The following is a 19,861-nucleotide window of genomic DNA, read 5'->3' as shown; positions in this document are numbered from 1 at the left end:
AAATGAATATTTTACGAAACTTAAATAAATCATCACTCAGGAAAAAGGCAGTCGTGATTGCGCTTGGCGGCGTCTTGATCATGACGCCGGTTGCGGCATATGCCGACTGGGGCGACATTTTGGGAAAAATCCTGAACGCGGTGACGCAGATTCTCCAGCAAGAGTACGCGCAGCTGAAAGCGCAGATCGAGCAGGCGGTCTTGACGCGGGAAGAGGGAGAAAAGAATCGGGACAAAATCGGGCAGGAGGAGGAGAAAAACCGCAAGCAGCAATGCGATTTTTGGTGCGGCAAGCAGCTGCCCAATCCGGGAACGGTGCCCAATGACGCTCAAAAGACCGGCTCTCCTGGCGCCGCGGTAGCCGCGCGCAGGGAGTCCACGGCGAAGCTGCAGGCCATTACGGGCAGCATGGCGGACAATCTGGATCACTCCACGGCTATTCAGGGCTACTACGGCGCGGTTACCGGCTGGTATCAGGCCGCGAGCCCGGACGAACGCCGGCAGGCCATGCAGCCGCCCTCGTTCGAGCCTGGCTACATTCCGACGCCTCAAGAAAACCAGATGGCGGATTACAACGCGAAATTGACCATCGGCCTGGAACCCAGCATTCCCGCATCACAGGATCAGATCAACAAGAACCCGGCTGCCCAAGAGTATGAGGCGCGCCGGCTTGGGTATAACTCTGCCCAATTGGCGGCATACAACAGTTATCGTCAATACGACATGTCGGCGGAAGAGGTGAAGGCCGTCAATGATGTGCTGTTGTCGATGTCCCAGGAAACCATCGAGGGGATGAATCCCGGAACGGCGATGAAAGCCCAAGTGCAGTTGCTGGCCATTCAATCCGGGCTGCTGCTGAGTCAATATCAGTCGTCATTGCGTCAAGAGCGGCTGCTGGCCGTCATGGCATCCAACAATGCCAAGATGGCGATGAAGGAACGTTTGCGCAAGCTGGCTCAGGGGCAGTCGGTGCAAGGTTATGCGAAGTGAGGACGCAGGAATGAGAGCCCGCCATTCGAAATGGCTGCAAAGGGCAGGCGGCGCGGTGTTGGCGTGCCTGCTCGGGTTTCAAATGCTGCCGGGACTTGCGCCCTTTATTGCGGTTGCCCGGGCGGAAAGTCGGGCGGCGGGGGCTCGGGTCGGTCAGGATCTGGCGCAGCGGCTGGATGCGCTGGCTGAAAGCCAGGTTTTGGGCGATTACGCCAAGCTGCAGCAGGAATACCTGCGCCAGCAAATCGAAAAGATGGCCAGGGATGCCGAGCAGTTGAAGAACTCCCCCGAGGCGGCGATTTTCAGAGATGCGGTTGGAGACTTTTCGTGGGCGAAGGCGCCAATTTCCGAGGCGGCCAGCCTGGGGTATTACGGTCAGCCGCAAGCAATTGCGAATGAATTGATACGCAAGGCCAAGGCGGGAGTGATACAGGATTTGGCGCGAAAGTATTCTGCCGAAGAGCTGGAAAAGCTCTCCAATGAACGAATCTTGCAAGAAATGGGAAAGTCTTTTCCGGGGGTGGCATCGCAAGTTGGCGGAGATGTTGTCTATACGTCGAATAATCCAGTCATTCAGTATCTGAATAAAGTCAACAAAGATGAATTTATCCAGTCCGTGACGAGCTCGGTGAAGGATTATGTAAAGCAGCAGGTGGAAGATTATTTCAAAGAGTGGATACGAAACCTGATCCGGGAAAACATAACGACAAAAATCTCATCGGAGACGGTAAAAAATATTCCTTATATCGGTCCTTACTTGAGCTGGTACATGACTCAGCGGCAAAAGTGGATGAATCAGACTCATCAGAATGAGCAGAAAAAAGAAGAAGGCAAGCTGGATCGTAAAAAAATAGAATATGAAAACAAAATGAAGCGGCAAGAGGCGGACATGATCTGGGGCAAGCAGCCGCTGCCAGGCTATCCGCGCGAGATCGATTCTTCCATATATGGAACATCGGGAGGAATGAATGCGAACCAGCGGGTGATTGAGCAGTTCGCGAATCAGGATCGCGGTTCTTTGGCTGAATGGCTGTTTTATGGCGATCAACCTGTTTCTTTCTATGGTTGGTTGGCCGCTTATCCCGCTGAGCGCAGGAAGGAGATCATGACGCCTTATGAAATTGGCCCGAATCTGGATGCGGAGGGGAAGCCGGTTAAATCGTCGGAGGCGGATAAGGAGAATGTCAGACGAAACGCATGGCTGACTCTTGGCATCGAGCCTTTGCCTCCCTTTGCGGCACGGACTGGCGCGGCGGGCTTTCAGGAGGAGTTGGCGATTCGGGCCCAGTACGCTTCGGTGTTGACGCAGAGTTATGACGGATATGTGAAGGGGTGGATGGCGCAGGACCGCATGAATCAATTGATGAGCACTTTGCAGATGTTCACGCCGCAAGTGATAGATGGCCTGAGCGTGGGCCAGACCAATGGTTGCGGCGCGATGCTGCATCAATTGTCTGCCGAAGTGCAAATGCAGATATTCCAGTCGAAGCTGCGGTTCGAGCGTCTGCGCGCTTCTTCTATGGGGCTGGAAGCGAAATTGGTGCGCGAGAATCAGTTGCGCGAGCTGGGGCAAGGGGCGCCGGTGGGCGCGATTGCGGGTCAATAGGGGGGACTATGAGCGCTTTGAGCGAAGGTGCGAAAGGCATTGGTTATGTATTTTTGGAGCGATTGCTTGGCTCCGAAGCGCTGGGGTATTTCGGCATTCAGGCCAGCGGGGTCAATTCCGCCCCCATGACCTCGGGCATGGCGCTCGCGGCGGATGTTGCGCTGTGGTTCATGCCGTTGATCACATTTTACATTCTTGGCATGGGTTTGCTGTATTCCTCTCAGGAGGGGACCGTGCTTGGGAAGCGCTGGTCGGCGGTCATCGTGCCGTTGCGGGGAGTGGGGGGATTGCTGTTTTCCGCTCCGGTTGTCCCTGGCGGTCTGTCGGCTATCCAAATATTCGTCGTGGGCTTGGGGCTGTTGGGCAACTATATCGGCAATGAGGCCGCCAATGTTCTGGCGGAAAAGATCTATCAGCCAGGTTCCGGTTTTGTCCAGGCAAGAATGAGCGCGCCATTGACGGACAATACCGCGAAGGCGAATGCCTTCGCCGCTTTGACGGCCTCTGAAGTGTGCATGATGGCGGCCCGCAACCTGGGCTACGGCACAGGGACTTCGGCTGGAGGCGCCTCGAGCGGCGGCTCATCCGCAGCGAAGGCGTTGTGGGGTACGGAAACGGGGGCAAAGGGCGGCGTCAGCCCGGTGACCACCCCGCTGTCGGCTATTTGCGGCAATGCGCAAGTCGGCGGGGCCGGGGGGTCGAATCCGGGTTATCCCACTGATGTGATGGATTGCGGCGCGACGGAGTATCCTTCGGTCTGCAATGCGGTGCAGCGTGTCAATCAGGAATTCCGCGGGAAGGTCCAGGCCAGGCTTCAGTCGAACAGGGGGATTCTAGCCGATCAGGACATGTTCGATCTGGCCCAGCAATACCGGGATGCCATGACCAGGGCCATCAATCCGGACTTGAGCGAGGTGATCACGAAGAATGCCGAAGCGGTCAAGAAGATGGGCTGGCCTGGCTTGGGCAATTTCTTCCAGAAATATTCGGCGGCTAGCGGCGAATTCGACAACTATATCTACCACTCGGCCAACCCCAAGTTCGATTTCAAAAATATCGGCGATGCGACACAAGCCGGCATGGCCCTCAGCGACCAAAGCCAGATGGCGTTCAAGCGGGCGGCAAACGTATTTGATTACACTTGGGAGGGGGCGTTAAGGTCGCTGGGCGCCGTGGCCTCTGGGGCGGACAGCACGGCGGCCAGGTTGGTGCTGTCGGCGCAAGGCGTGGAGAACACGATTCTGCGCAACATGATATTTGGCGTAGGGAATAGCGCTTTTGATGTTGGCGCCATGGATGCGGTGCAACGGCTGGGCATATACATGAACGTGGCCGGCGCGCTCACACTGAAGTATGCGGGCGATGAAGCGTCGGATGGCGAGGGAGGCATCGATGAGAAGTCCGGAGAGACCAAGGACTCCGGATCCGTCAGCAGTAGCCTGGCAGACGGCTTGAAGGTATTGGCCGGTGGAAACGGCATGAAAGACATGCTGCGCATGATGGCCAAGCCGGCGATGCTTGCGGGTTTGGTGTTGACGACGTTGCTGCCGTCGCTGCCGACTATCTATTTTGTCCTGATGACGATGGAGTGGGTGATCTGGTTGATTGTGGCTGCGATGGCGTCGCCGCTGTGGATGATTTTTCACATGCTGCCGGATGGAGATAGCCTGGTGAACAACCGCGCTGAAACCGGTTGGGGCTTGCTTGCCTATATCGCGCTTTTCCCGTTGTTCGTGGTGCTGGGATTTGGAGCCGCGATGACGTTGTTCAATGTGGCGATACCGTTTGCGTTTGAAATGATGATGTCGATCAGCAGCTCGTCGACTGCAGGCGCCACCATGGATATTCTGTTCAAGCCGATATTGATGGCTGCTGTCGTGATTGGCACCACTTTCCTGACCATGAGCCTGATTATCTCGCTGCCCCATCGCCTGGCTACCTGGATCAACATCCATCCGCAGAGCGACAGCCTTCAAGAGGGCAAGGGGCAGCTGGGGGTCATTACGGCCCCGAGGCTCACGGGCATGAATTCGGCGGAACTGAGCGGAGGGAGGGCGGGCGCCGGGCCGGGCTCCAGGAGCTGGATGCCGAAAATCTTTGGCAAGCGTTAAAGATTTTGCGGGGAACCGCATTGGCGCCGTAATTTGCGGCGCCGAAAAGGCCGGGCGGAGACGCCCGGCTTTTTATGGTTTCTGGATCGTGAGGCTTTCCAGGGAGTTGCCGTCGTGAATCCATTCCGACACCCACTTAGGCTGCCGACCTCGGCCAGTCCAGGTCAGTGACTCATCATCGGGGTGAAGATATCTGGGAGGGCTTTGAGACGGTTGGCTCTGCGGCTTTTTTCTGTCGCGACCGTGGGCGGTTTCTTGTGGAGTCAAGTTTTGAAGCGCGGCCAGGGCCATGATTTTCTGTTTGGCGTCAGCATGCTCCGCGCTGATTTTTTTTTGCAATGCATTTTCGACGATCGATTTCAAGCGCTGCAGGTCTGCGATGCTGAGGTTTGCGAGATCGCTCTCGGTCAATAATGAATCCATGCTGGTCCTTGAAAGGCGGGGTTTCTGGCTGGAGAGAACCCTGGCAGATGGCGTGTTGATTCCATGTAAGTCAACATGGAGGCCATGCATTTCCTGTCATTATATACGCGCATTGCCCCGCGAGGGCTTGTCTGGGGGCGGGGCGGTAATGGGCGGATGTGCGGAGTGGCGGGCGCTGGTTTGAGATCAGTATCCGCTTAGGGCGATTCGCAAATACCAATCGATGATTTGCCGTCCCCATATCAGGGAGACAAGGCCAGCGGCGACAAGGTAGGGGCCGAAGGGCTGGGGGCTGTCTGGTTGCGCGAGTCGAAGTTTGATCCGCATGGTTCCGATAGCCGCGCTGGTGCTGAAGCTGAGGAGGATGATCAGGGGAAGGGCCGGCCATCCCAGCCAGGCTGCCATGGCGGCGACGAGCTTGAAGTCGCCCTCTCCCAGGCCGTCTTTGCCCGTGGCCAGGCGAGAGAGGGCCGCGATGGACCACATGAGCGCATAGCCCGCGGCCGCGCCGATGACAGCCTCGTTCAGGCTGGATTGCAATTGAAAAGTATTGGCCAGCAAACCGAGCCAAAGCAGCGGCTGTGTCAAGGCGTCGGGCAGCAGACGGGCATCCAGATCAATCAGCGCCAGCGCGGCAAGAAAGTACACGAAAACAGCCAGGCCCAGAGTTTGGAGCTGAAAGCCGTAAGTCCAGCCAATCAACGCGAAGCATGAGGCAATGGCGAGTTCTACGGCGGGATAGCGCAGACTAATTGTTCGCCCGCAGGAATGGCAGCGGCCTCGCAGCCAGATATAGCTTATGACCGGGATCAGCTCCCAGAGGGCCAGCTCGTGGCCGCAGGCCGGGCAATGAGAGCGAGGGCGGGATAGCGTCACGCGGGCATGGCCGGCTGTCGCGAGCCCAACGGCTTCTCGGCATTCGCGCAGCCAAGCTTGCTCGATCATGATAGGCAGGCGATAGGCAAGCGCATTCAGGAAACTGCCGAAAGCGAGCCCCAGTGCCAGCATGATTCCCGCTGACTGAGCGTGAGGAGGCGCCGATATTTTCAGGAGAGTGAATGCCGCAAGCAATGCGATCGAACTGCCTGAGAAGACGAGTGCGTTCTTGAGGCGCTGGACTCTGCAAGGATAACTTGGTGTCGATTGATCCATGGCGAGAATTTCATGATGAGGTCGGGGGGCGCTCAATGCGTGGGCAAGGGCTACTCCGTTGTCGCTTTCTCCATGACATGCAGCAAGTTTTGCGTTGTTTTATCCACCCAGGCGAGGAAGTCGCGGATGCTGATCGCCAGCTCCATGAACTCTTCGGTGAGCGCTGGATCATTGAAGTCTTTCGATGACCAGGACGTCATGGTTTCCAGGCTGTGGGTCAGGTGGTTTCGCGCCAGCATGCCTCGAGCGAGGCTGTTGGCCTTCTCTTGCGTCAGCATCCCTGATTTGACGGCCTCGTCGATCAAGTTGGCCAATGACATCGTTTTTTGAGTGATTTCCGTCAGCGAGGTCTGGATCTTCTTCATGAGTAACCTTTAATCAAGCGATTGTTGTCCAGGCGCGAGCGTTGCGGTAGTCATCAGCTCTGCTTGATGAATTCATGCTTCCTTGCCGGCTCGGCAAAGGATGGGCATCGCAGGATGTGAGGAGATGTCTCGCCATGTAGCGTTTGCTCGAGGTTGTCAGGCGAGGCTAGGATAGCACATCTCTGAATAAATGTTTTACTATAATAGATATTAAAGCACATCAATTTTTGATGATCATGGAGGTTTTTGGCTGATGCGGGCTTGGCGGGGCTAGTTGTCTGATGAAGACGCTTTCCCCGGCGGGGTAAACAAAGTATTGCCGTCTACTCCAAACAGCTTGGCTATCGTTTCTGTGGTTGGCGCATCTTCAGGGCAATTGTGCGGCTGGGCGGGAGGGGGCGGGTTGGATGGGGTGTCGTTCTGGGCTTGGCTCAGAGAGCCAAAGAATAAATTAAGGTCATGTTCGCTCAGTTCTTCTTCCACATCTATTTCCAGGTTGCAGGCTCTGTGAGAACGGAGGTTGGCGGGAGAGTTGAGATTTTTTAGCTGCTCCCATGCGTTTTGCGCGCGGACGGCATTTCTCGAGAGCAATTCCTGGCGTACTTGTTGCTCGCGTTCGAATAGTGCCTTGGCAGTTTCCAGGCGATGGAGGATGCCCGCTTTTTCCGAGTCCTGTCTTCGCGATGCCAATGCCAGGCGGCCGGCCCATAGCGTCATGGCTAGGCTGGCGATGGAGATGGCCTGGTGCCAGGCAAGCATGGCCAATGAGGCAAACAGCAAGGCGCCAAGTGAGAGGAGCAGCGTTTGCGGCGAGAATTTTCCGCGTCTTGGGCGGGGGGGAGCCCGGCAATGATATTCATCATGGCTTCGGGTTTTTGCCCTTGTTGTTGGAGAAGCCGGGCGAGCGGCGCGGGTTTTTCCCCTATCTTCAGCTCGGACTGCTCCATGGCATGCATCCAGTCGGTGTGGATGTTTTTCATATAATTTATTGTTAAATTAATATTTTAATAAATATTTTCATCCTTGCCAGTATCGTATTCTTCCTGTATCGATGTGAACGAACCCCTTGCCTGGGTAGTAGCCGACCCCACCGGATCGCAAGGCGGCCGCCATTTGCCAAAGCTGAGTGGTGGTAAGCCCTCTGACTTTCATGTCCACCGCTTTGCCGTGGGTGTGCATGGAGTTTTTGGCTGCGCCTTCTATGCCTTGATTGCGAATGGCGTTGCGGTAGCCAGAGGTGATGATCAGGGGTTCGAATACCTGATTGGCCAGGTACCAGCTTTGTATTGCGTACAGCATGTTCAACAGGCCTGGGTCAATTTGTCTGACTTCGTTGGCGACGACGTCTCTCAGCAGCAGGCAGGCTTCCGAATAGCCGTCTCGACACCATCCCTCTTGGGGGTGCCATAGCAGCAGCCGGCGCCTTTCGCCGGTGACTTGCCGATGGATGACGATCTCACGCGGACGATCCCAGATCGCGGCGAAGGGATTGTCCGTGGCGCTTCTCGCTGCTTGTGTTTCCGCGTCGCTGCGCTCGGGCAGGGCGGAAAGGCCGGATAGCATGGCGAATGCTTGTCCGGCCTGGAGAAGAAAGGCGCGTCTTGAGAGGCTCATGGCTACATCGCCAAGGTCGGGGACGCTTTGGGCGGGCGAATGGCCTTGGTCACGGATTCCGGGGACTCTCCGGCAAGCAGGCGGCGAATCTGGGTTTGCTCGGTTTCCCCCAGCGCCCCCATTCGGCGTTCGACCCGCTCTGCAAGGCCTTTGGCGCCGTGGGCTTCTTCGAGGGAGACGTTGATCATCAGATCTTTGCGGAACTTGGCGTTTCCGCGCATCTTGAAGAATTCGAGCAGGTTTTGGTCGATGTTGATCTGGGGCTCGGGTTTGGACTGGTTGGCCTGGATGGTTTCCGCCAGTTTCTGGGCATCTTTCGCCGTGATCGGGGTGATGTCGGCGGGCTCGATGGCCATGTCGACCACCTGTCGCGTCAGGCTGGTGTGCCCGGCTATGGCGGCTCGGCGAACAGACGGCGCGTGCAGTGCCGACACGGGGGCATTGCTCATCGGGAACAACATCGACATCGGCAGATCGCCAAGCGCATTTTGGGATTTCAAGGCTTCCGAGCGCAGATAGAACTTGGCCAGGTTGTTCTCGGTCATGGCGGCGGGCGGGCCGCCTTCCAGAAATGCCTTGTCTTTCCACGCCTGGAAGTCATCCCTCATCGGCTCGGGCACTTCGCCTTTGAAGTACCAAGTCCGCAACTCTTCCGGCAGGACCGCAGCGAGCTGACGCTCATACACAGGTATGTTTACAGTCGACATCTTTCACACCTTCTTGCGCTAGTTCCGATCATTACCGAATGACACCTTGCTCTTTGAGGGCGGGGAGCTCGCCGATGGCGACCCGCTCCATCCTGCGTTGCAGATCAAGCAACTTGGGGAGGCTGCTGACCCCCGAGACGGTCAGGCCCGGCAGGGCTCCTTGCTGGAGCGTGGCGGCTTCCGCCTCGCCGTTGGCCGCGACAAAGTTTACTATCGGGTCCCTGTCTGGGGAATGGCTTTTGGAAAATCCGACAACGACAAAGACCTGGTCGCGAGCCAACTTGCCATGAGGGCTTCGTTGGATGCCCTCCTGCGCCAGGCAGATTTCCTCTCCGGCGACGATGCGCTCCATATAGGCGACATAACGCTTGATTTCAGAGAGGCTGACGACGCCGGCGGGCTGGAATTGCGGCATGCAGCGCTTGGCCAGGCTGGTTGCGATGGTCGCGGTGTCAGCAATGACGTACACCGAGCTGGATGCAAAAGCCTTTTTCAATTTGGCCCAATAGCCTGCCACGAGAAATATGCGGCCATCATCGTACATGCAAGTATCCTTAACCATACATTTCAGGTGACCAGATATGATGTTTTAGGCCATCGGAATAATCTGGTATTTTAGTTTCATTACTACTGCAGTGTATCACAAAGGTAAAGAAAAACGGTTTAAACTGCGCCATCAATAATTACAAGTCTTTGCCAGGCCATTGCGCCATGCCTTGCGCGGGCGTGGCCATGTTGTTTTGCGAAATATTCATGCGGAAATTCATTTTGGCCGCGGACCAGGCTCTTTCAGCCAAGCTGGGAAACGCGATGAGCGTGGAATGCGTTTTCGCATGCCGGCGCGCATGCGGAGCGGGGTTGCGGAGGCGGGCGGCCATGCTCCGTTTTCGATGTCGAAGACTGACGCGGAGCTGACGATGGGCACTCCGCCGCTTGGCCGGCGTTGGCGGCTTGGTTGGCGAAGTCGGCTGGCGGCTGCCGTCTCGCTTATCCAGGCGATGAATCGACTGGGCCGTCTGGCGCCAGTCGATTTGTGGTCTTGGGGCGTAGAGTCTCGCGCAACAGGTATTGCATTTGCTCGCCAGCGGCTACGGGTTTGCTGGATTCGCTTGCAGAAAGTCTCCGGTTATGACCTCTTCGATGAAGTCGTAGAAGCGGCCGCTGCTGAGGGCGCGTTGTTTCGTCTTTGCCTTTTCAAACACGGCCAGCCAACTGCCGTTTGGCGATTTGGCTTCGATTCTTGCGATGCCTTCAACCAGCTTGAGCGTGTCGCCTATTTTGGGCATGTATCCGACCAGGGGGGCGAAATATGAGGCGTAACTGCGGATTTGCGATTCGCGGGACTCTATCTGGGGATGGCAATGCGCATGCCGGCCCGCGGCCTCCATTGCTTCGACAAGCCGTTGAGCGTCGCATCGGGGGTTGGCTTCGTCGAAAGCCAGATAGATTCCGCTGGGCGTCATCTTGGAGCCTTCGCCGCTGACGAGGCCTGCCAGGCCAAGATCAATGAAGTCCTGATGGGATACCTTCAGCCATCCGCCCTTTTCATCGCGGAAAGGGTGAATGGCGATCCGCCGCGGAGAGGGGGCGGCGGCGGGAATGTCGTCGCGGGGCGGAGAGAGGCGAGCGGGAGAGGAGGGCGCCGTATTGAGGGCGCCCTCTATCCTGCGCCGCCGCAAGGATTCGTCAATGGCGATGCGTGTTTTTTCAATGAGGCTGGGATGACTGGCGCAAAATTGCAGAAACAGCTCCCTGCTGCTCAGTTGAGGATGATCGAACGCGCCTTCATGAATCCTGCCGTGCGCCCACGTGGCGAATTGGCGGTGGATTTCCGCCTCTAGCTCGGCGGGCGCGCCATCTGGCATATGATCGCCGCAGAGCAAGGCGCTCAACTCGTTTGGCGAAAGCAGGTCTACATCCAGCATGAGCGCGTGGCGGCGCGCCGCCAGTTCGTCGCCGGTCGGCTGCTGGGACGCAGGGTTTGCCGCATCGGCTGCGGTCTGCCGAGAGGGGGGGGGCGGGGAGTCGGGCGAGCTTTTCAATGAGCGGGCATCCGGATCGGCTTCCCGCCGCGCGGTTCCATGACTGTATATGTCGACAATCTCGCATGCTTGTTCGCGCGGTGGCGTTGCGCAAGCGAGCAGGTTTTCCTGGATTCGCCGCAGCAGTTGCTGGCGTCGATGGCCTAGCGTCGGGGAAGCGTCTGCGATGCGCTCCACGATGCGCTCGCCATCGTGGGCGGCGGAGAAGATGAAGCGGAAATCCGTTTCTGCCAGTCTGTCCCAGTCGATGGGAAGCAGGGGCGAGGCCGGGGCGGGTTCCAGGCCGAGCATCTGGCTGAGCATGGATGCCGCGATTGTGATTCGCAACGCTTGCATCGCAGGAGCCGCGGCGTCTGGCTCCGGCGCGGCTTGCAGGATAAGGTCGCGCAGCCAGGCTCCGGCATTTTGTTCCGTCTCGGGTGGATAACTTTGGGGGGGGCGGCGTGGGGCAAGGAGCAGGCAGCATCGGCTGCGCGGTTTTTCATTTCGGAATGCATGCGCCGCAGCCATTCGGTGCCGAAGTCGCTGCCGGCGGGCGTATAGCCGCCAGGCTTGAGCGGCGGCAGTCCCTTGAATTGGGAGCCGTTGAAGAGCGTGCAGCCTTTGAGCGCGAAAAGCGGTTCGCGCCCCAGGGGCGCGGCTTGGTTGCCGGCGTGGGCGGCTGCGGGGTGGGCGAAGACGACGGTGGCCGCAATGGCGTTTGGCTTCAGCGCGAGAGACGGGTGGCTCTGCTGCAGGAACATCATCTGTTTGAGCGTTAGCCAGCGGGGATCGGAAGAGCCGGCCGGCAGCGCGGCTTCCAGCAACAGGTGGTTGATGCCTTGGTACACGGTCCCGCTTACCGGATTGAACGGCGGCAATTCGCAGGCTGAGTGGCGGAATGGATATGGATTGCCTGCGGCTGAGGCTTGGCCTGCCCTCAGGAGCAGAAATCGCGCGGCTTCCGGGCCGTAGTTTCTTTGCATTATGGTTTGCTGTGGCATCATTTCCCCTCGACCAGATACAGGGCGCGGATGCCTTGATGCCAGTTGGCGCCGGTTCGTCCGCTTGCTGACGCAAGCGTAGTGAGCGCCGACAGATAGTCGGCGGCGGCCCGAGCGAGAACGGGGTCGACCGATCCATCGGGCGTGGCCAGGGCCTGAATCTCTTCCCAGTGGCCCAAGGGGGGCGCCATCTCGTCGTCTTCGGCCAGCACCGCCATGACGCACATGCGCTCGATCGCCAGCGCCAGAAACGGCATCATCGCCCAGCGAGCGTCTTCCTCCTCGTCCCGCGCTTCGGGAGGGAGATTTTCTGCCACGCCCATTTCTAGCGCCTCCGCTTCGGAAAAGAATCGGTCAGGGTTGGGCGCGCGAGGGGTGTCTTGGGCGGCGACATGGCTCGATGGCATCCAGGCATTGTCCATATGATCTATTTGCTGTTTTTGGGTGGTTGCGTCGTTAAGGGCGGCTAATAAAAATCCTGATGCTGCGCTGCGCCTACTTGCCTCTGGCGTGAGATGGAAATTTGTCAGCCGCTTCAAGGAGGGACGGCATGGTTGCCGGCGAGGTCAGGCGGTGCCGGTGGCTCTTTCGCCGATGCCGCTGATGTCCAGGCGCTGATACAAGTGCTCGATATCGGCATTGCTTTGCTGGATCGCGATGGGCGTCCTTATCAGCGTAGGGATCGCCGAGGCATCGGCGGCTTGTCGCGATTCTTCCGCCTGCGGCGGCATGGCGGGGATGGGCTCTATCGCTTGAATTTGCGTGATGGCGGGCTTGGCGCGGTCTGCCGGCATGGGCGGGTGGTCCAGCAGGGGGACGCCATCCACCCTGCGCACCATGCCGGCGAGCGCCGAGCCGATATCCTGCCGCAGCGTATGGCGATAGTTGACATTGCCGTTGACTTTTGCGGTGGGCATAAGCAGAACGTGTTCGGCATGAATGTCTCCGTCCAGGCTCCCGGCCACCACAACGACCCTGGCGTGCAAGTCGCCATCGATGTTCCCGCCTTGGCTGATGATGACGATGGGGTCGCAGTCCTTGATGGCGCCATTGGGAATCAGGTTGCCCTTTACTCTCCCGGAAACCTTGACCCCGCGGCCGATGAACACGTCCCCATGGATTTCCATGTCGATTTCGATCAGGGAGCGGATCTGCTCCCGAGTAATGGTCGGAGAGCTGACTTTGGGCGTCTCCGCAATGGATCCATCCGGTTTCTTTCCTGCTTCCGCTTCCAGAACCTCGGTTTGCTGGATTTTTTGCAGCTTGCTTATCGTGTCGGTGCCAAGCAGCATCTTGGCGAAAAAATTACGCATGGCGTGTGTTCCTTGGATTTCGATGTGGAAAGGCTGGCTCGAGGGCTTTCATTCAGCCGCATGGCGGCGGCTAGAAATTCACCTGGTAACGATTGCGATCCGTTTCGACTACCTGGGTCTGCTGGTCGATGCGCTGGATCACTTCCCCGTTCTTGAAGCGGTCGCCTACCTTTAATTCAAGCGCCTTGCCGTTTTTCTGTCTTACCCATACCGAAGTGGCTGACATGCCTAGGACTTTGCTCGTGCCGGGCTGCTCTTCCGCTTTCTTCGGGCGAACGTTTTTGGCGGTTTGACTGCCGTGCGGCTTGGGGCGGGATGCGGCCCTGAGCCGGCTGATCTCCTTCTCCAGCCGGGCAATTTTTTCCTCAGGCGACTCAGCCTGTCCGGACGAAGCTTCCCGAGCGGTTTGCGCTGATCCGGAGAGCGTGGGGCTGGATTGAGAGGTATTCGAGTCGGGTTGCGCCTTGCTCTGTTCCGCTTGCGCGGCTGTCTGGGTGGGCATCGATGCGCTTTGTCCTGTTTCCCTCTGGGCGAGCGGCTTTGCGGATGGCGGCAGGATTTGCGGCATGGAGATGGTTTGCGCGGGAGGGGCCGGTTGAGCCTGCATCGCGCCATCGCTGGCCATGGTTTCCTTGGCGGGTGCGACCGCATTGATCTCATGGGATGGCGGAGAGGTTTCTGTCTTGCTCACTGAAGGGTGGGCGATGGCTTGAAACTCCGTCGCGGCGGGCGCGTCTGCCGGCGAAGCCGCCGCGAATTTTTGCCACAAGGAATGGCCGACCATGGCGGCGGCGGCGCAGCCGATCAATGCCAGCAACGCGATGCGTTGGACATTGTTCTGTTTGTGCGGGGTGTGGCTCGGGTCTAGTTGTTCCTCTGCTTCGTCAAAGCTCAGCACTTCCTCGTGAGCGAGATGGCGCTGCGCGCCGCGCGCCGCAGGCGGCTCCTCGCTTCCCGAGTGCAGCATGTCGTCCAAGGCAAGGCTTTCCGCATCGCCAAAATTTTGATCGCGCAGTCCTGTGCTCATGTTGCCCCTTTGCTGACTGGTTAACGCATTCATTTGGATATATGTTATATTGAAGTATATATTAAATCAAACATTATAGTTAAGAGGTGCTGATGATGGATGCATTGGCGGCCAATCCGCTGACTATGCCTTACCGGGCCGAAGCGCCTGCGGGCTATGCGCAGGCGCGAGATATTCTGGTCAAGTCAGGGCTACGGTCGGTCGACATGGCTAAGGCGAACCTCCAGAAAAACCTGGATGGCCAGCCTTTGCAGGTCCGCAGGGCCAGTTATATCGCCAACCAGGGGCGGCTGCAGGCGGGGTTGGGGTTTACCAAGCTGGCGTTGCTTGCGGATGGCGGCGCCGCTGCCGAGATCTCCATGTACTGGAAAATCGGAGACCGGATCGTTTTCCAATCGAAAGGCGCGCCTGGCGCGCAGGCATGCGACGCGGTGCGTCGAATCTGGATGGGGGGTATCTGGCGTGAGGCGTGGGAGAGGGGGCAGGGCAAGCGCCAGGCGAACATGAGCAATTTGCCGGCGCTGATGTTCGATTCGGGCTCGGCTCTTTTCAAGAGCAAGGGCTATGGCATGCAACAGGCGGGGGCGCAGGTGTTGGAGGCCTTGAACGATGCGGGCCAGGTGCTGGTTGCTGGCAGGCGGGGCAAGTTGTTCCATCGTTTCGAGCTTTCGGAAGGGATGGCCGGCTATTGTTTGAACGGCAGTATGACCTATGCGGACACAGGCGAGGCGTTGCCCTTGTATTCCGCCCCCTATCCTGGAATGTTCAAACCGTAGCGAATCGCTTTTGCCAGGGCGCCTGGCCGGCGCGGCTATCTTGAGGATGAGAGGCCCAAAATCAAACGATGACGATGCGTAAAGCTTTATTTTTATTGTTGACGACGAGCGCGTTGAGCATGCCTCGGGCCAGGGCGGAGGCCCCGCCGGAGCACTTCGACGTCGCGAGGACGGCCAACTGCGCCCTGGATGCCTCTCGTCGCTTCGAAGTGCCCTACTTGCTGCTGATGGCGGTGAAAGTGAAGGAGTCGGGGACGCAGTTTTCGAATCCGTACGTGACCGGTCGCAACGGCAATGGCACATCGGACATCAGCTTCTGGCAGATAAATGATTTCTGGCTGCCTAAGCTGGCGCCTTATGGCATAGACAGGGCGCGTCTGTATGATCCCTGCGTGAATGTCCATGTCGCGGCTTGGCTATTGGGGAACGAGGTCAGGCGCAAGGGGAGCTGGGAGGGTGGCATCGGTTCGTATCACAGTCCCAATCGGGAGCGGGCGCGGGCGTATGCGGCCCATGTCATGAAGCTCTGGGCGAAGTTGAAGCGTGAATACCCGGGATGGGGGTGATCGTTCTTGCTCGGCGGCGGAGCGAGTGTGCCGATGCGGAGAGGAACGTGCGATGCATGGGCCGCTTGGCGGGCGCGTCGCTGGCTGCGGTGTGGGCGCGGCCCCTGGGGTATACTTCGGCCATTCGCGAAATCCGTTTTACGCAAAATATGTATTGGGGTTGAAATGACACAACAAGCATCTCTTCTTCCGCCTGAGCTGGCTGAGAGCGGAAGCGTCTCCGCCGGCGGGCGTCCGGCTGTGCTGAGTTTTCCTGAGGATAGGCCTATCCTTGGCAAGGATTTGGATGCATTCAAGGATTATTTCGGCGCAACGGTGGCGCAGGCTCTGGCTGCGCTGGGCATCCAGACGCATGGCCGCTGGTCAACCATCGTCAAAAAGTGCGCGGATACCCCGGTTGACGGGGCGATAGCCAACTTGGTCCGCTGGTACGCCGCCCATCCGGAACGCTTCCCGTTCGGACAGGTTGATATGCCCACCTTGCGCTTGCGCCTCCAGATCAATCAGGATTCCTTTGCCCAGTTGTTCGGGCGCAGGAAGGTGGCAGTCTCACATTGGGAAAGAAAACAGGTCAGGCCTGAGCCACAGGTGCAGATCATCGCCCGCGAAATGGATGATTTGCTCAAGTCTTACGAGAAGCAGGCCGAGCAGGAGCGAGATAGCGCGGCGATGATTTTGCAGCGGCTGCTGGGGCGGCTGGAGGATATTGCCCGGGATCCGGGGCTGGAGGATAAAGAAGACGTCCTGCTGATGATTCGCGAGACGATCGAGCTGGAGGCAAAGAATGTGGCGGTGAAGCAGGATTTGACTCCGCGAAGTCTCGACATGCTGCATGAGTTCATGGATATCGCCGCTTTGAATGCGGCCTTGATTCCATCGCCGCCGCCGCGGCGCAAAGGCGTCAAGCTGAAGGACGATGCGGGTTCGGCCAGCTGAGACAACGGAAGGGAATGGGGTGGGGAAACGCATGTCTTCTTGGCGAGCGTTTCTTATTTAATTAATAATTATTTATTATAATAATATCTTTAATATAATTTATGGAGGCGCAAGTGAGGGATGAAGTGGATAGGCTGGAGCGTGAACTCGTCGGTTTGATCGATGAGCGCTTCATGGGTGTGGAGGATGGATTGGCCAGATTGCTCAATATGGCCGAGGCGCATCAAAAGCAACTGTCGACCAGCCATCTATCGGTCCAGAGATTCTTGCCCCAGTTCGGCATGTGCGTGGCCATTGTGGCGCTGATGCTGTCGATATCGGTCGGCCTTGGAGCGTGGTATGCGCAGGAGGCCCGAATGGAAGCCCTTGCCCGGCAGGCCAGGCTCAGCCAGGTCGAACGCGGCAAGGCGGAGGCATTCGACCGCATTTTGGATCGGGCGGATCCGCGCCTTGTCTCCGCCATGCGGGAAGCCCTGCGCAGAGCGCAAGAGCCGGCCCGCGAGGTGGCGAAGGATGCATCATCCGCGGCCTCGCGATGAGTGGCGACGAAGAATGATTGCCGGAGCGGTGAACAGGTTTTAGGAGGTGGTTGATGTCAATGCCAATGCGCAGAAATCAGGTGGTGCGCGATGTGGTTCCATTCTCGCATAAGGTGTTGGGCTGGATCCGGCGCAATGAGCCAGGTTTTCTGTCGGCGGTGGGGGTGGGATACCTGATCTGTCCGATTTTCCCCTTGTTTACCGTCATCGGAACAGCGGTGTTGGTCGCGCTTGCAAGAAGTCGGGTGGTGGATCACCCCAAGGGACCATTCTGGAAACCGGTGGCCGGTGGAGACAAGAAACTTGCATGGACGAGGATGGAAGGGCCGCCGGACAAGGGCGGCAAGGGGGTGTGGTGCATGGGCAACGCCATGGACACGCGGGAAGAAATCTGGATTACCGATGACGCCATGCGTGTTCATACCGCCCTTTTCGGCACGACTGGCGGCGGTAAGACCGTCGCGCTGGAGGGACTGATCTGCCAGGCGATAGGCCATGGCTCCGGCGTGATCATGGTGGATGGGAAGTCGGATCCCAAGACGTGGTTCGACATCGTCACCATGGCCAAGATGTATGGCCGCGAGGATGATCTGCTGGTGCTTAATTTCATTTCCTCCACCGGGTTCGAGAAGCTGGCTCTGCTGGATGAAAGCGCCGAGGAGGGAAGGGGAAAGATGGATTTGTTGGGGCAGATACACTCCAACACTTTCAACCCGTTCACCCACGGCTCCGCAGACACGCTGACGGAGCTTGTGGCCGGCTTGATGCGGCCGGAGAGCGGGGGGGACGGCATGTGGCGGGGCCGGGCGGAAGCCATGATCCGCTCTTTGATGCGCGGCTTGGTGGCGTTGCGCGACGCGGGGAGGCTGAATCTTTCGGTGCAGGTGCTGCGCGATTACATGAAGCTGGACAAGATTGGGCAACTGGAGGCGGATGAAACCATTCCCGCTTATGCTCGGGAACAGTTGACAGGCTATCTGGATGAGCTGCCGGGCTATCGGGACGCGATAGCGGTCAAGGAAGGAGATGCATCCGCTTATGCCCAGTACTGGGAGCAGGCGGCCAAGCAGCATGGTTTTCTCACCATGCAATTCACCGAGTTGCTGGGGTTGTTGTCCGGCACCTACGGGCATATCTGCAATGTGGAGTGGGGGGATGTCGATTTCCAGGATGTGGTTTTCAACCGCCGCATTCTGTATGTGATGTTGCCTGCTCTGGAGAAGGCTCCGTCGTCCCTTGCCAACCTGGGGCGGTTGACCGTGGCTGGAATCAAGAATGCCTTGTCGGTTTCATTGAAGGGGCAACTGACCGGCAGCAAGCGGGATATCGTGGATTCCCGCCCTACCAATTCGGATACGGCCTTGCTCGCCATCATGGATGAGTATGGCAGCTACGCGGTCGAGGGGTTTGGCGATGTCGCGGCCCAGGCGCGCTCTTTGGGCGTGAGCGTGATTTTCGCTGGGCAGGACTATCCATCCTTTAAAAAGGGTTCGGAGATTGAGGCTTCCCGGATTCTGGCTAACACGGGGATGAAAATATTCCTGAAAACCGAAGATCAGGAGACTGCGGATATCGCCATCAAGCGAGCTGGCGAAGGGGTGTATGCGTGGGCCGGCGGCAAGCGCATGTCCGAGGGCTCCGGCAAGATGGTGGATACCGGCGATGCCCAATACAGGGAGGAGAAACGGCTGAGCTATCTGGATCTGGTGGATATGGCTGAGGGGCAGGCTTGGTTCATGAGCCGCAACCACCTCATCAAGATGAATACATTTTATGTGCAGCTTGATGGGGAGGTGGCGAAGGAGGCCAAGCACAATACCTTTTTCCCTTTGGGAACCGATCTGGCCAAGATGGCGGGCGCCTCGCGCATCATGCGCGAAGTTGTAGGCGTGCCGCAGAGGAGCCCGTCCGGAGAGAGAACCATCAAGTTGAAGCGCAGAGGGTTTGCGGACGTGGACTTGCTGTTTGACGCTGCGGAAACGGCTGAGGTGCCGGGTAGCCTGGAGGCCCTGGAGAGCGTCGTCGCGGCAGGCATGCGAACGGATGGGGGAGGGCTTGGCGGACGCGAGTCGCAGAGGGCCGAGAGGGCGCTGATGGAGCGGGTAGCGGCGGTCGCGCGGGCGGTGGCGGACGTCATGATGGCTGCGCCGGGGGCGGATCGGAGGCTGCCGTGCGAAGAGTCGTCGCTGCAAAGGCTGGCATCGGGCGAGTTGTCCGGGTTTGTCGAGAGTCTTCTGGATCAGGCGTGGCAAGAAAAGACGATCGCCCTCGGTGCCGATGACTTGGATGAGGCGCCGGCGGCGATGCCTGAGCCGCATGATGGCGGCGGCTTGCCTCTGACAGGGTTCTCGCCAGCCGCGTTTCTTGGCGGAGGGGCGGAGGAGGCATCTTTGCGCGAGGAGGGCGAGCCTGTTTGGCAGGAAACGGATGAGCAGGCATTGTTGGGCAGGCTGGAGCGAGTGGCCCGCGTGATCGCGTCGATGCTGCCGCGCGATGAGGAGAGTGCCTTAATGGAAATCGATGGCATGGACAAGGCGGCGGGACAGCTGCTTCGTGACGAGAGGCGCGGCGATTTCCTGGACTGCTTGTTGGAGGAGGTGGCGGGCGGACAGCGGTGACCGGCGGCTGGAAGACGTGCCTGGCCGGGCGCGCCAGGGGCTTTTCATCAGGCGCTGAGCAATGAGCAAGACAGAGCCGCGCTGGGGGGGGGCT

General features: G+C 58.6%; 20 protein-coding genes and 1 pseudogene. 8 read left to right on the top strand and 13 right to left on the bottom strand.

What is annotated here, in order from left to right; all coding sequences use genetic code 11:
• The first annotated feature begins 2 nt into the window (after positions 1–2).
• From DK842_RS22710 to DK842_RS22700, 3 genes are read left to right on the top strand one after another with little or no spacing between them, the layout of a single operon-like run.
• Complete coding sequence (locus tag DK842_RS22710) at positions 3–989, top strand: hypothetical protein (RefSeq protein WP_145964133.1); 987 nt, start codon at positions 3–5, stop codon at positions 987–989.
• 10 nt (positions 990–999) lie between these two features.
• Positions 1,000–2,595, top strand: a complete 1,596-nt coding sequence (locus tag DK842_RS22705; protein ID WP_114063527.1) for a hypothetical protein — start codon at positions 1,000–1,002, stop codon at positions 2,593–2,595.
• 8 nt (positions 2,596–2,603) lie between these two features.
• Positions 2,604–4,706 carry a DotA/TraY family protein gene (locus DK842_RS22700; protein ID WP_114063526.1) on the top strand — a complete coding sequence of 701 codons (2,103 nt, stop codon included), beginning with the start codon at positions 2,604–2,606 and terminating at the stop codon, positions 4,704–4,706.
• 72 nt (positions 4,707–4,778) lie between these two features.
• Here the strand turns inward: DK842_RS22700 and DK842_RS22695 are convergent, their stop codons facing one another.
• The 13 genes and pseudogenes from DK842_RS22695 to DK842_RS22640 all read right to left on the bottom strand — a co-directional run bounded on the left by DK842_RS22695 (position 4,779) and on the right by DK842_RS22640 (position 14,332).
• Entirely contained in the window at positions 4,779–5,129 is a 351-nt protein-coding gene (locus tag DK842_RS22695; protein ID WP_168194961.1) for an H-NS histone family protein, read from the bottom strand.
• 186 nt (positions 5,130–5,315) lie between these two features.
• Positions 5,316–6,281 (bottom strand): prepilin peptidase, encoded by a 966-nt coding sequence (locus DK842_RS22690; RefSeq protein WP_114063524.1) that lies wholly within the window; start codon positions 6,279–6,281, stop codon positions 5,316–5,318.
• 50 nt (positions 6,282–6,331) lie between these two features.
• A complete protein-coding gene (locus DK842_RS22685) occupies positions 6,332–6,646 on the bottom strand; it encodes a hypothetical protein (RefSeq protein WP_114063523.1) in 315 nt (104 codons plus the stop codon).
• Positions 6,647–6,916: 270 nt separating this feature from the next.
• A complete protein-coding gene (locus DK842_RS23235; protein ID WP_145964132.1) occupies positions 6,917–7,405 on the bottom strand; it encodes a hypothetical protein in 489 nt (162 codons plus the stop codon).
• Positions 7,406–7,663: 258 nt separating this feature from the next.
• The gene (locus DK842_RS22680; protein ID WP_114063522.1) at positions 7,664–8,260 is read right to left on the bottom strand and encodes a YcbK family protein; all 597 of its coding nucleotides are present in this window, start codon (positions 8,258–8,260) and stop codon (positions 7,664–7,666) included.
• Positions 8,261–8,262: 2 nt separating this feature from the next.
• Positions 8,263–8,967, bottom strand: a complete 705-nt coding sequence (locus tag DK842_RS22675; RefSeq protein WP_145964131.1) for a hypothetical protein — start codon at positions 8,965–8,967, stop codon at positions 8,263–8,265.
• A 31-nt stretch (positions 8,968–8,998) separates the two neighbouring features.
• The gene (locus DK842_RS22670; protein WP_114063520.1) at positions 8,999–9,511 is read right to left on the bottom strand and encodes a hypothetical protein; all 513 of its coding nucleotides are present in this window, start codon (positions 9,509–9,511) and stop codon (positions 8,999–9,001) included.
• A gap of 139 nt (positions 9,512–9,650) precedes the next feature.
• Positions 9,651–9,845, bottom strand: coding sequence for a hypothetical protein (locus DK842_RS22665; RefSeq protein WP_114063519.1), 195 nt, complete (start codon positions 9,843–9,845; stop codon positions 9,651–9,653).
• Between the two features lie 210 nt (positions 9,846–10,055).
• On the bottom strand, positions 10,056–11,312 hold the full coding sequence (locus tag DK842_RS24035) for a hypothetical protein (protein WP_232538561.1): 1,257 nt from the start codon (positions 11,310–11,312) through the stop codon (positions 10,056–10,058).
• 449 nt (positions 11,313–11,761) lie between these two features.
• A pseudogene (locus DK842_RS24320) lies at positions 11,762–11,974 on the bottom strand (ArdC family protein); the annotation flags it as partial.
• Positions 11,975–11,991: 17 nt separating this feature from the next.
• The gene (locus DK842_RS22650; protein ID WP_145964130.1) at positions 11,992–12,531 is read right to left on the bottom strand and encodes a hypothetical protein; all 540 of its coding nucleotides are present in this window, start codon (positions 12,529–12,531) and stop codon (positions 11,992–11,994) included.
• A 27-nt stretch (positions 12,532–12,558) separates the two neighbouring features.
• A complete protein-coding gene (locus DK842_RS22645; RefSeq protein WP_114063515.1) occupies positions 12,559–13,305 on the bottom strand; it encodes a bactofilin family protein in 747 nt (248 codons plus the stop codon).
• A gap of 70 nt (positions 13,306–13,375) precedes the next feature.
• Positions 13,376–14,332, bottom strand: a complete 957-nt coding sequence (locus DK842_RS22640; RefSeq protein ID WP_114063514.1) for a flagellar biosynthesis protein FlhF — start codon at positions 14,330–14,332, stop codon at positions 13,376–13,378.
• A gap of 92 nt (positions 14,333–14,424) precedes the next feature.
• Here DK842_RS22640 and DK842_RS22635 point away from each other — a divergent pair, with 92 nt between their 5' ends.
• The 5 genes from DK842_RS22635 (at position 14,425) to DK842_RS22615 (ending at position 19,767) form a co-directional block, all read left to right on the top strand.
• The gene (locus DK842_RS22635; RefSeq protein ID WP_114063513.1) at positions 14,425–15,108 is read left to right on the top strand and encodes a hypothetical protein; all 684 of its coding nucleotides are present in this window, start codon (positions 14,425–14,427) and stop codon (positions 15,106–15,108) included.
• Positions 15,109–15,176: 68 nt separating this feature from the next.
• On the top strand, positions 15,177–15,674 hold the full coding sequence (locus DK842_RS22630; RefSeq protein WP_114063512.1) for a lytic transglycosylase domain-containing protein: 498 nt from the start codon (positions 15,177–15,179) through the stop codon (positions 15,672–15,674).
• Positions 15,675–15,839: 165 nt separating this feature from the next.
• Positions 15,840–16,610: a hypothetical protein gene (locus DK842_RS22625; RefSeq protein ID WP_145964129.1), complete on the top strand. Its 771-nt coding sequence runs from the start codon at positions 15,840–15,842 to the stop codon at positions 16,608–16,610.
• Positions 16,611–16,723: 113 nt separating this feature from the next.
• Positions 16,724–17,149, top strand: coding sequence for a hypothetical protein (locus DK842_RS22620; protein ID WP_145964128.1), 426 nt, complete (start codon positions 16,724–16,726; stop codon positions 17,147–17,149).
• Positions 17,150–17,202: 53 nt separating this feature from the next.
• The gene (locus DK842_RS22615; RefSeq protein ID WP_114063509.1) at positions 17,203–19,767 is read left to right on the top strand and encodes a TraM recognition domain-containing protein; all 2,565 of its coding nucleotides are present in this window, start codon (positions 17,203–17,205) and stop codon (positions 19,765–19,767) included.
• The last annotated feature ends 94 nt before the right edge of the window (positions 19,768–19,861 follow it).

Origin of the sequence: Chromobacterium phragmitis, from assembly GCF_003325475.1 — a bacterium.
Lineage (GTDB): Bacteria > Pseudomonadota > Gammaproteobacteria > Burkholderiales > Chromobacteriaceae > Chromobacterium > Chromobacterium phragmitis.
Note: the sequence above shows the minus strand (reverse complement) of the source record. Positions and strands in the feature narration are given on the sequence as shown.

Coding starts and splice junctions, on each gene's coding strand:
- DK842_RS22710 (WP_145964133.1), top strand. CDS start 3: ATGAATATTTTACGAAACTTAAATAAATCATCACTCAGGAAAAAGGCA.
- DK842_RS22705 (WP_114063527.1), top strand. CDS start 1,000: ATGAGAGCCCGCCATTCGAAATGGCTGCAAAGGGCAGGCGGCGCGGTG.
- DK842_RS22700 (WP_114063526.1), top strand. CDS start 2,604: ATGAGCGCTTTGAGCGAAGGTGCGAAAGGCATTGGTTATGTATTTTTG.
- DK842_RS22695 (WP_168194961.1), bottom strand. CDS start 5,129: ATGGATTCATTATTGACCGAGAGCGATCTCGCAAACCTCAGCATCGCA.
- DK842_RS22690 (WP_114063524.1), bottom strand. CDS start 6,281: ATGGATCAATCGACACCAAGTTATCCTTGCAGAGTCCAGCGCCTCAAG.
- DK842_RS22685 (WP_114063523.1), bottom strand. CDS start 6,646: ATGAAGAAGATCCAGACCTCGCTGACGGAAATCACTCAAAAAACGATG.
- DK842_RS23235 (WP_145964132.1), bottom strand. CDS start 7,405: ATGCTTGCCTGGCACCAGGCCATCTCCATCGCCAGCCTAGCCATGACG.
- DK842_RS22680 (WP_114063522.1), bottom strand. CDS start 8,260: ATGAGCCTCTCAAGACGCGCCTTTCTTCTCCAGGCCGGACAAGCATTC.
- DK842_RS22675 (WP_145964131.1), bottom strand. CDS start 8,967: ATGTCGACTGTAAACATACCTGTGTATGAGCGTCAGCTCGCTGCGGTC.
- DK842_RS22670 (WP_114063520.1), bottom strand. CDS start 9,511: ATGTACGATGATGGCCGCATATTTCTCGTGGCAGGCTATTGGGCCAAA.
- DK842_RS22665 (WP_114063519.1), bottom strand. CDS start 9,845: ATGGCCGCCCGCCTCCGCAACCCCGCTCCGCATGCGCGCCGGCATGCG.
- DK842_RS24035 (WP_232538561.1), bottom strand. CDS start 11,312: ATGCTCAGCCAGATGCTCGGCCTGGAACCCGCCCCGGCCTCGCCCCTG.
- DK842_RS22645 (WP_114063515.1), bottom strand. CDS start 13,305: ATGCGTAATTTTTTCGCCAAGATGCTGCTTGGCACCGACACGATAAGC.
- DK842_RS22640 (WP_114063514.1), bottom strand. CDS start 14,332: ATGAGCACAGGACTGCGCGATCAAAATTTTGGCGATGCGGAAAGCCTT.
- DK842_RS22635 (WP_114063513.1), top strand. CDS start 14,425: ATGATGGATGCATTGGCGGCCAATCCGCTGACTATGCCTTACCGGGCC.
- DK842_RS22630 (WP_114063512.1), top strand. CDS start 15,177: ATGACGATGCGTAAAGCTTTATTTTTATTGTTGACGACGAGCGCGTTG.
- DK842_RS22625 (WP_145964129.1), top strand. CDS start 15,840: ATGACACAACAAGCATCTCTTCTTCCGCCTGAGCTGGCTGAGAGCGGA.
- DK842_RS22615 (WP_114063509.1), top strand. CDS start 17,203: ATGTCAATGCCAATGCGCAGAAATCAGGTGGTGCGCGATGTGGTTCCA.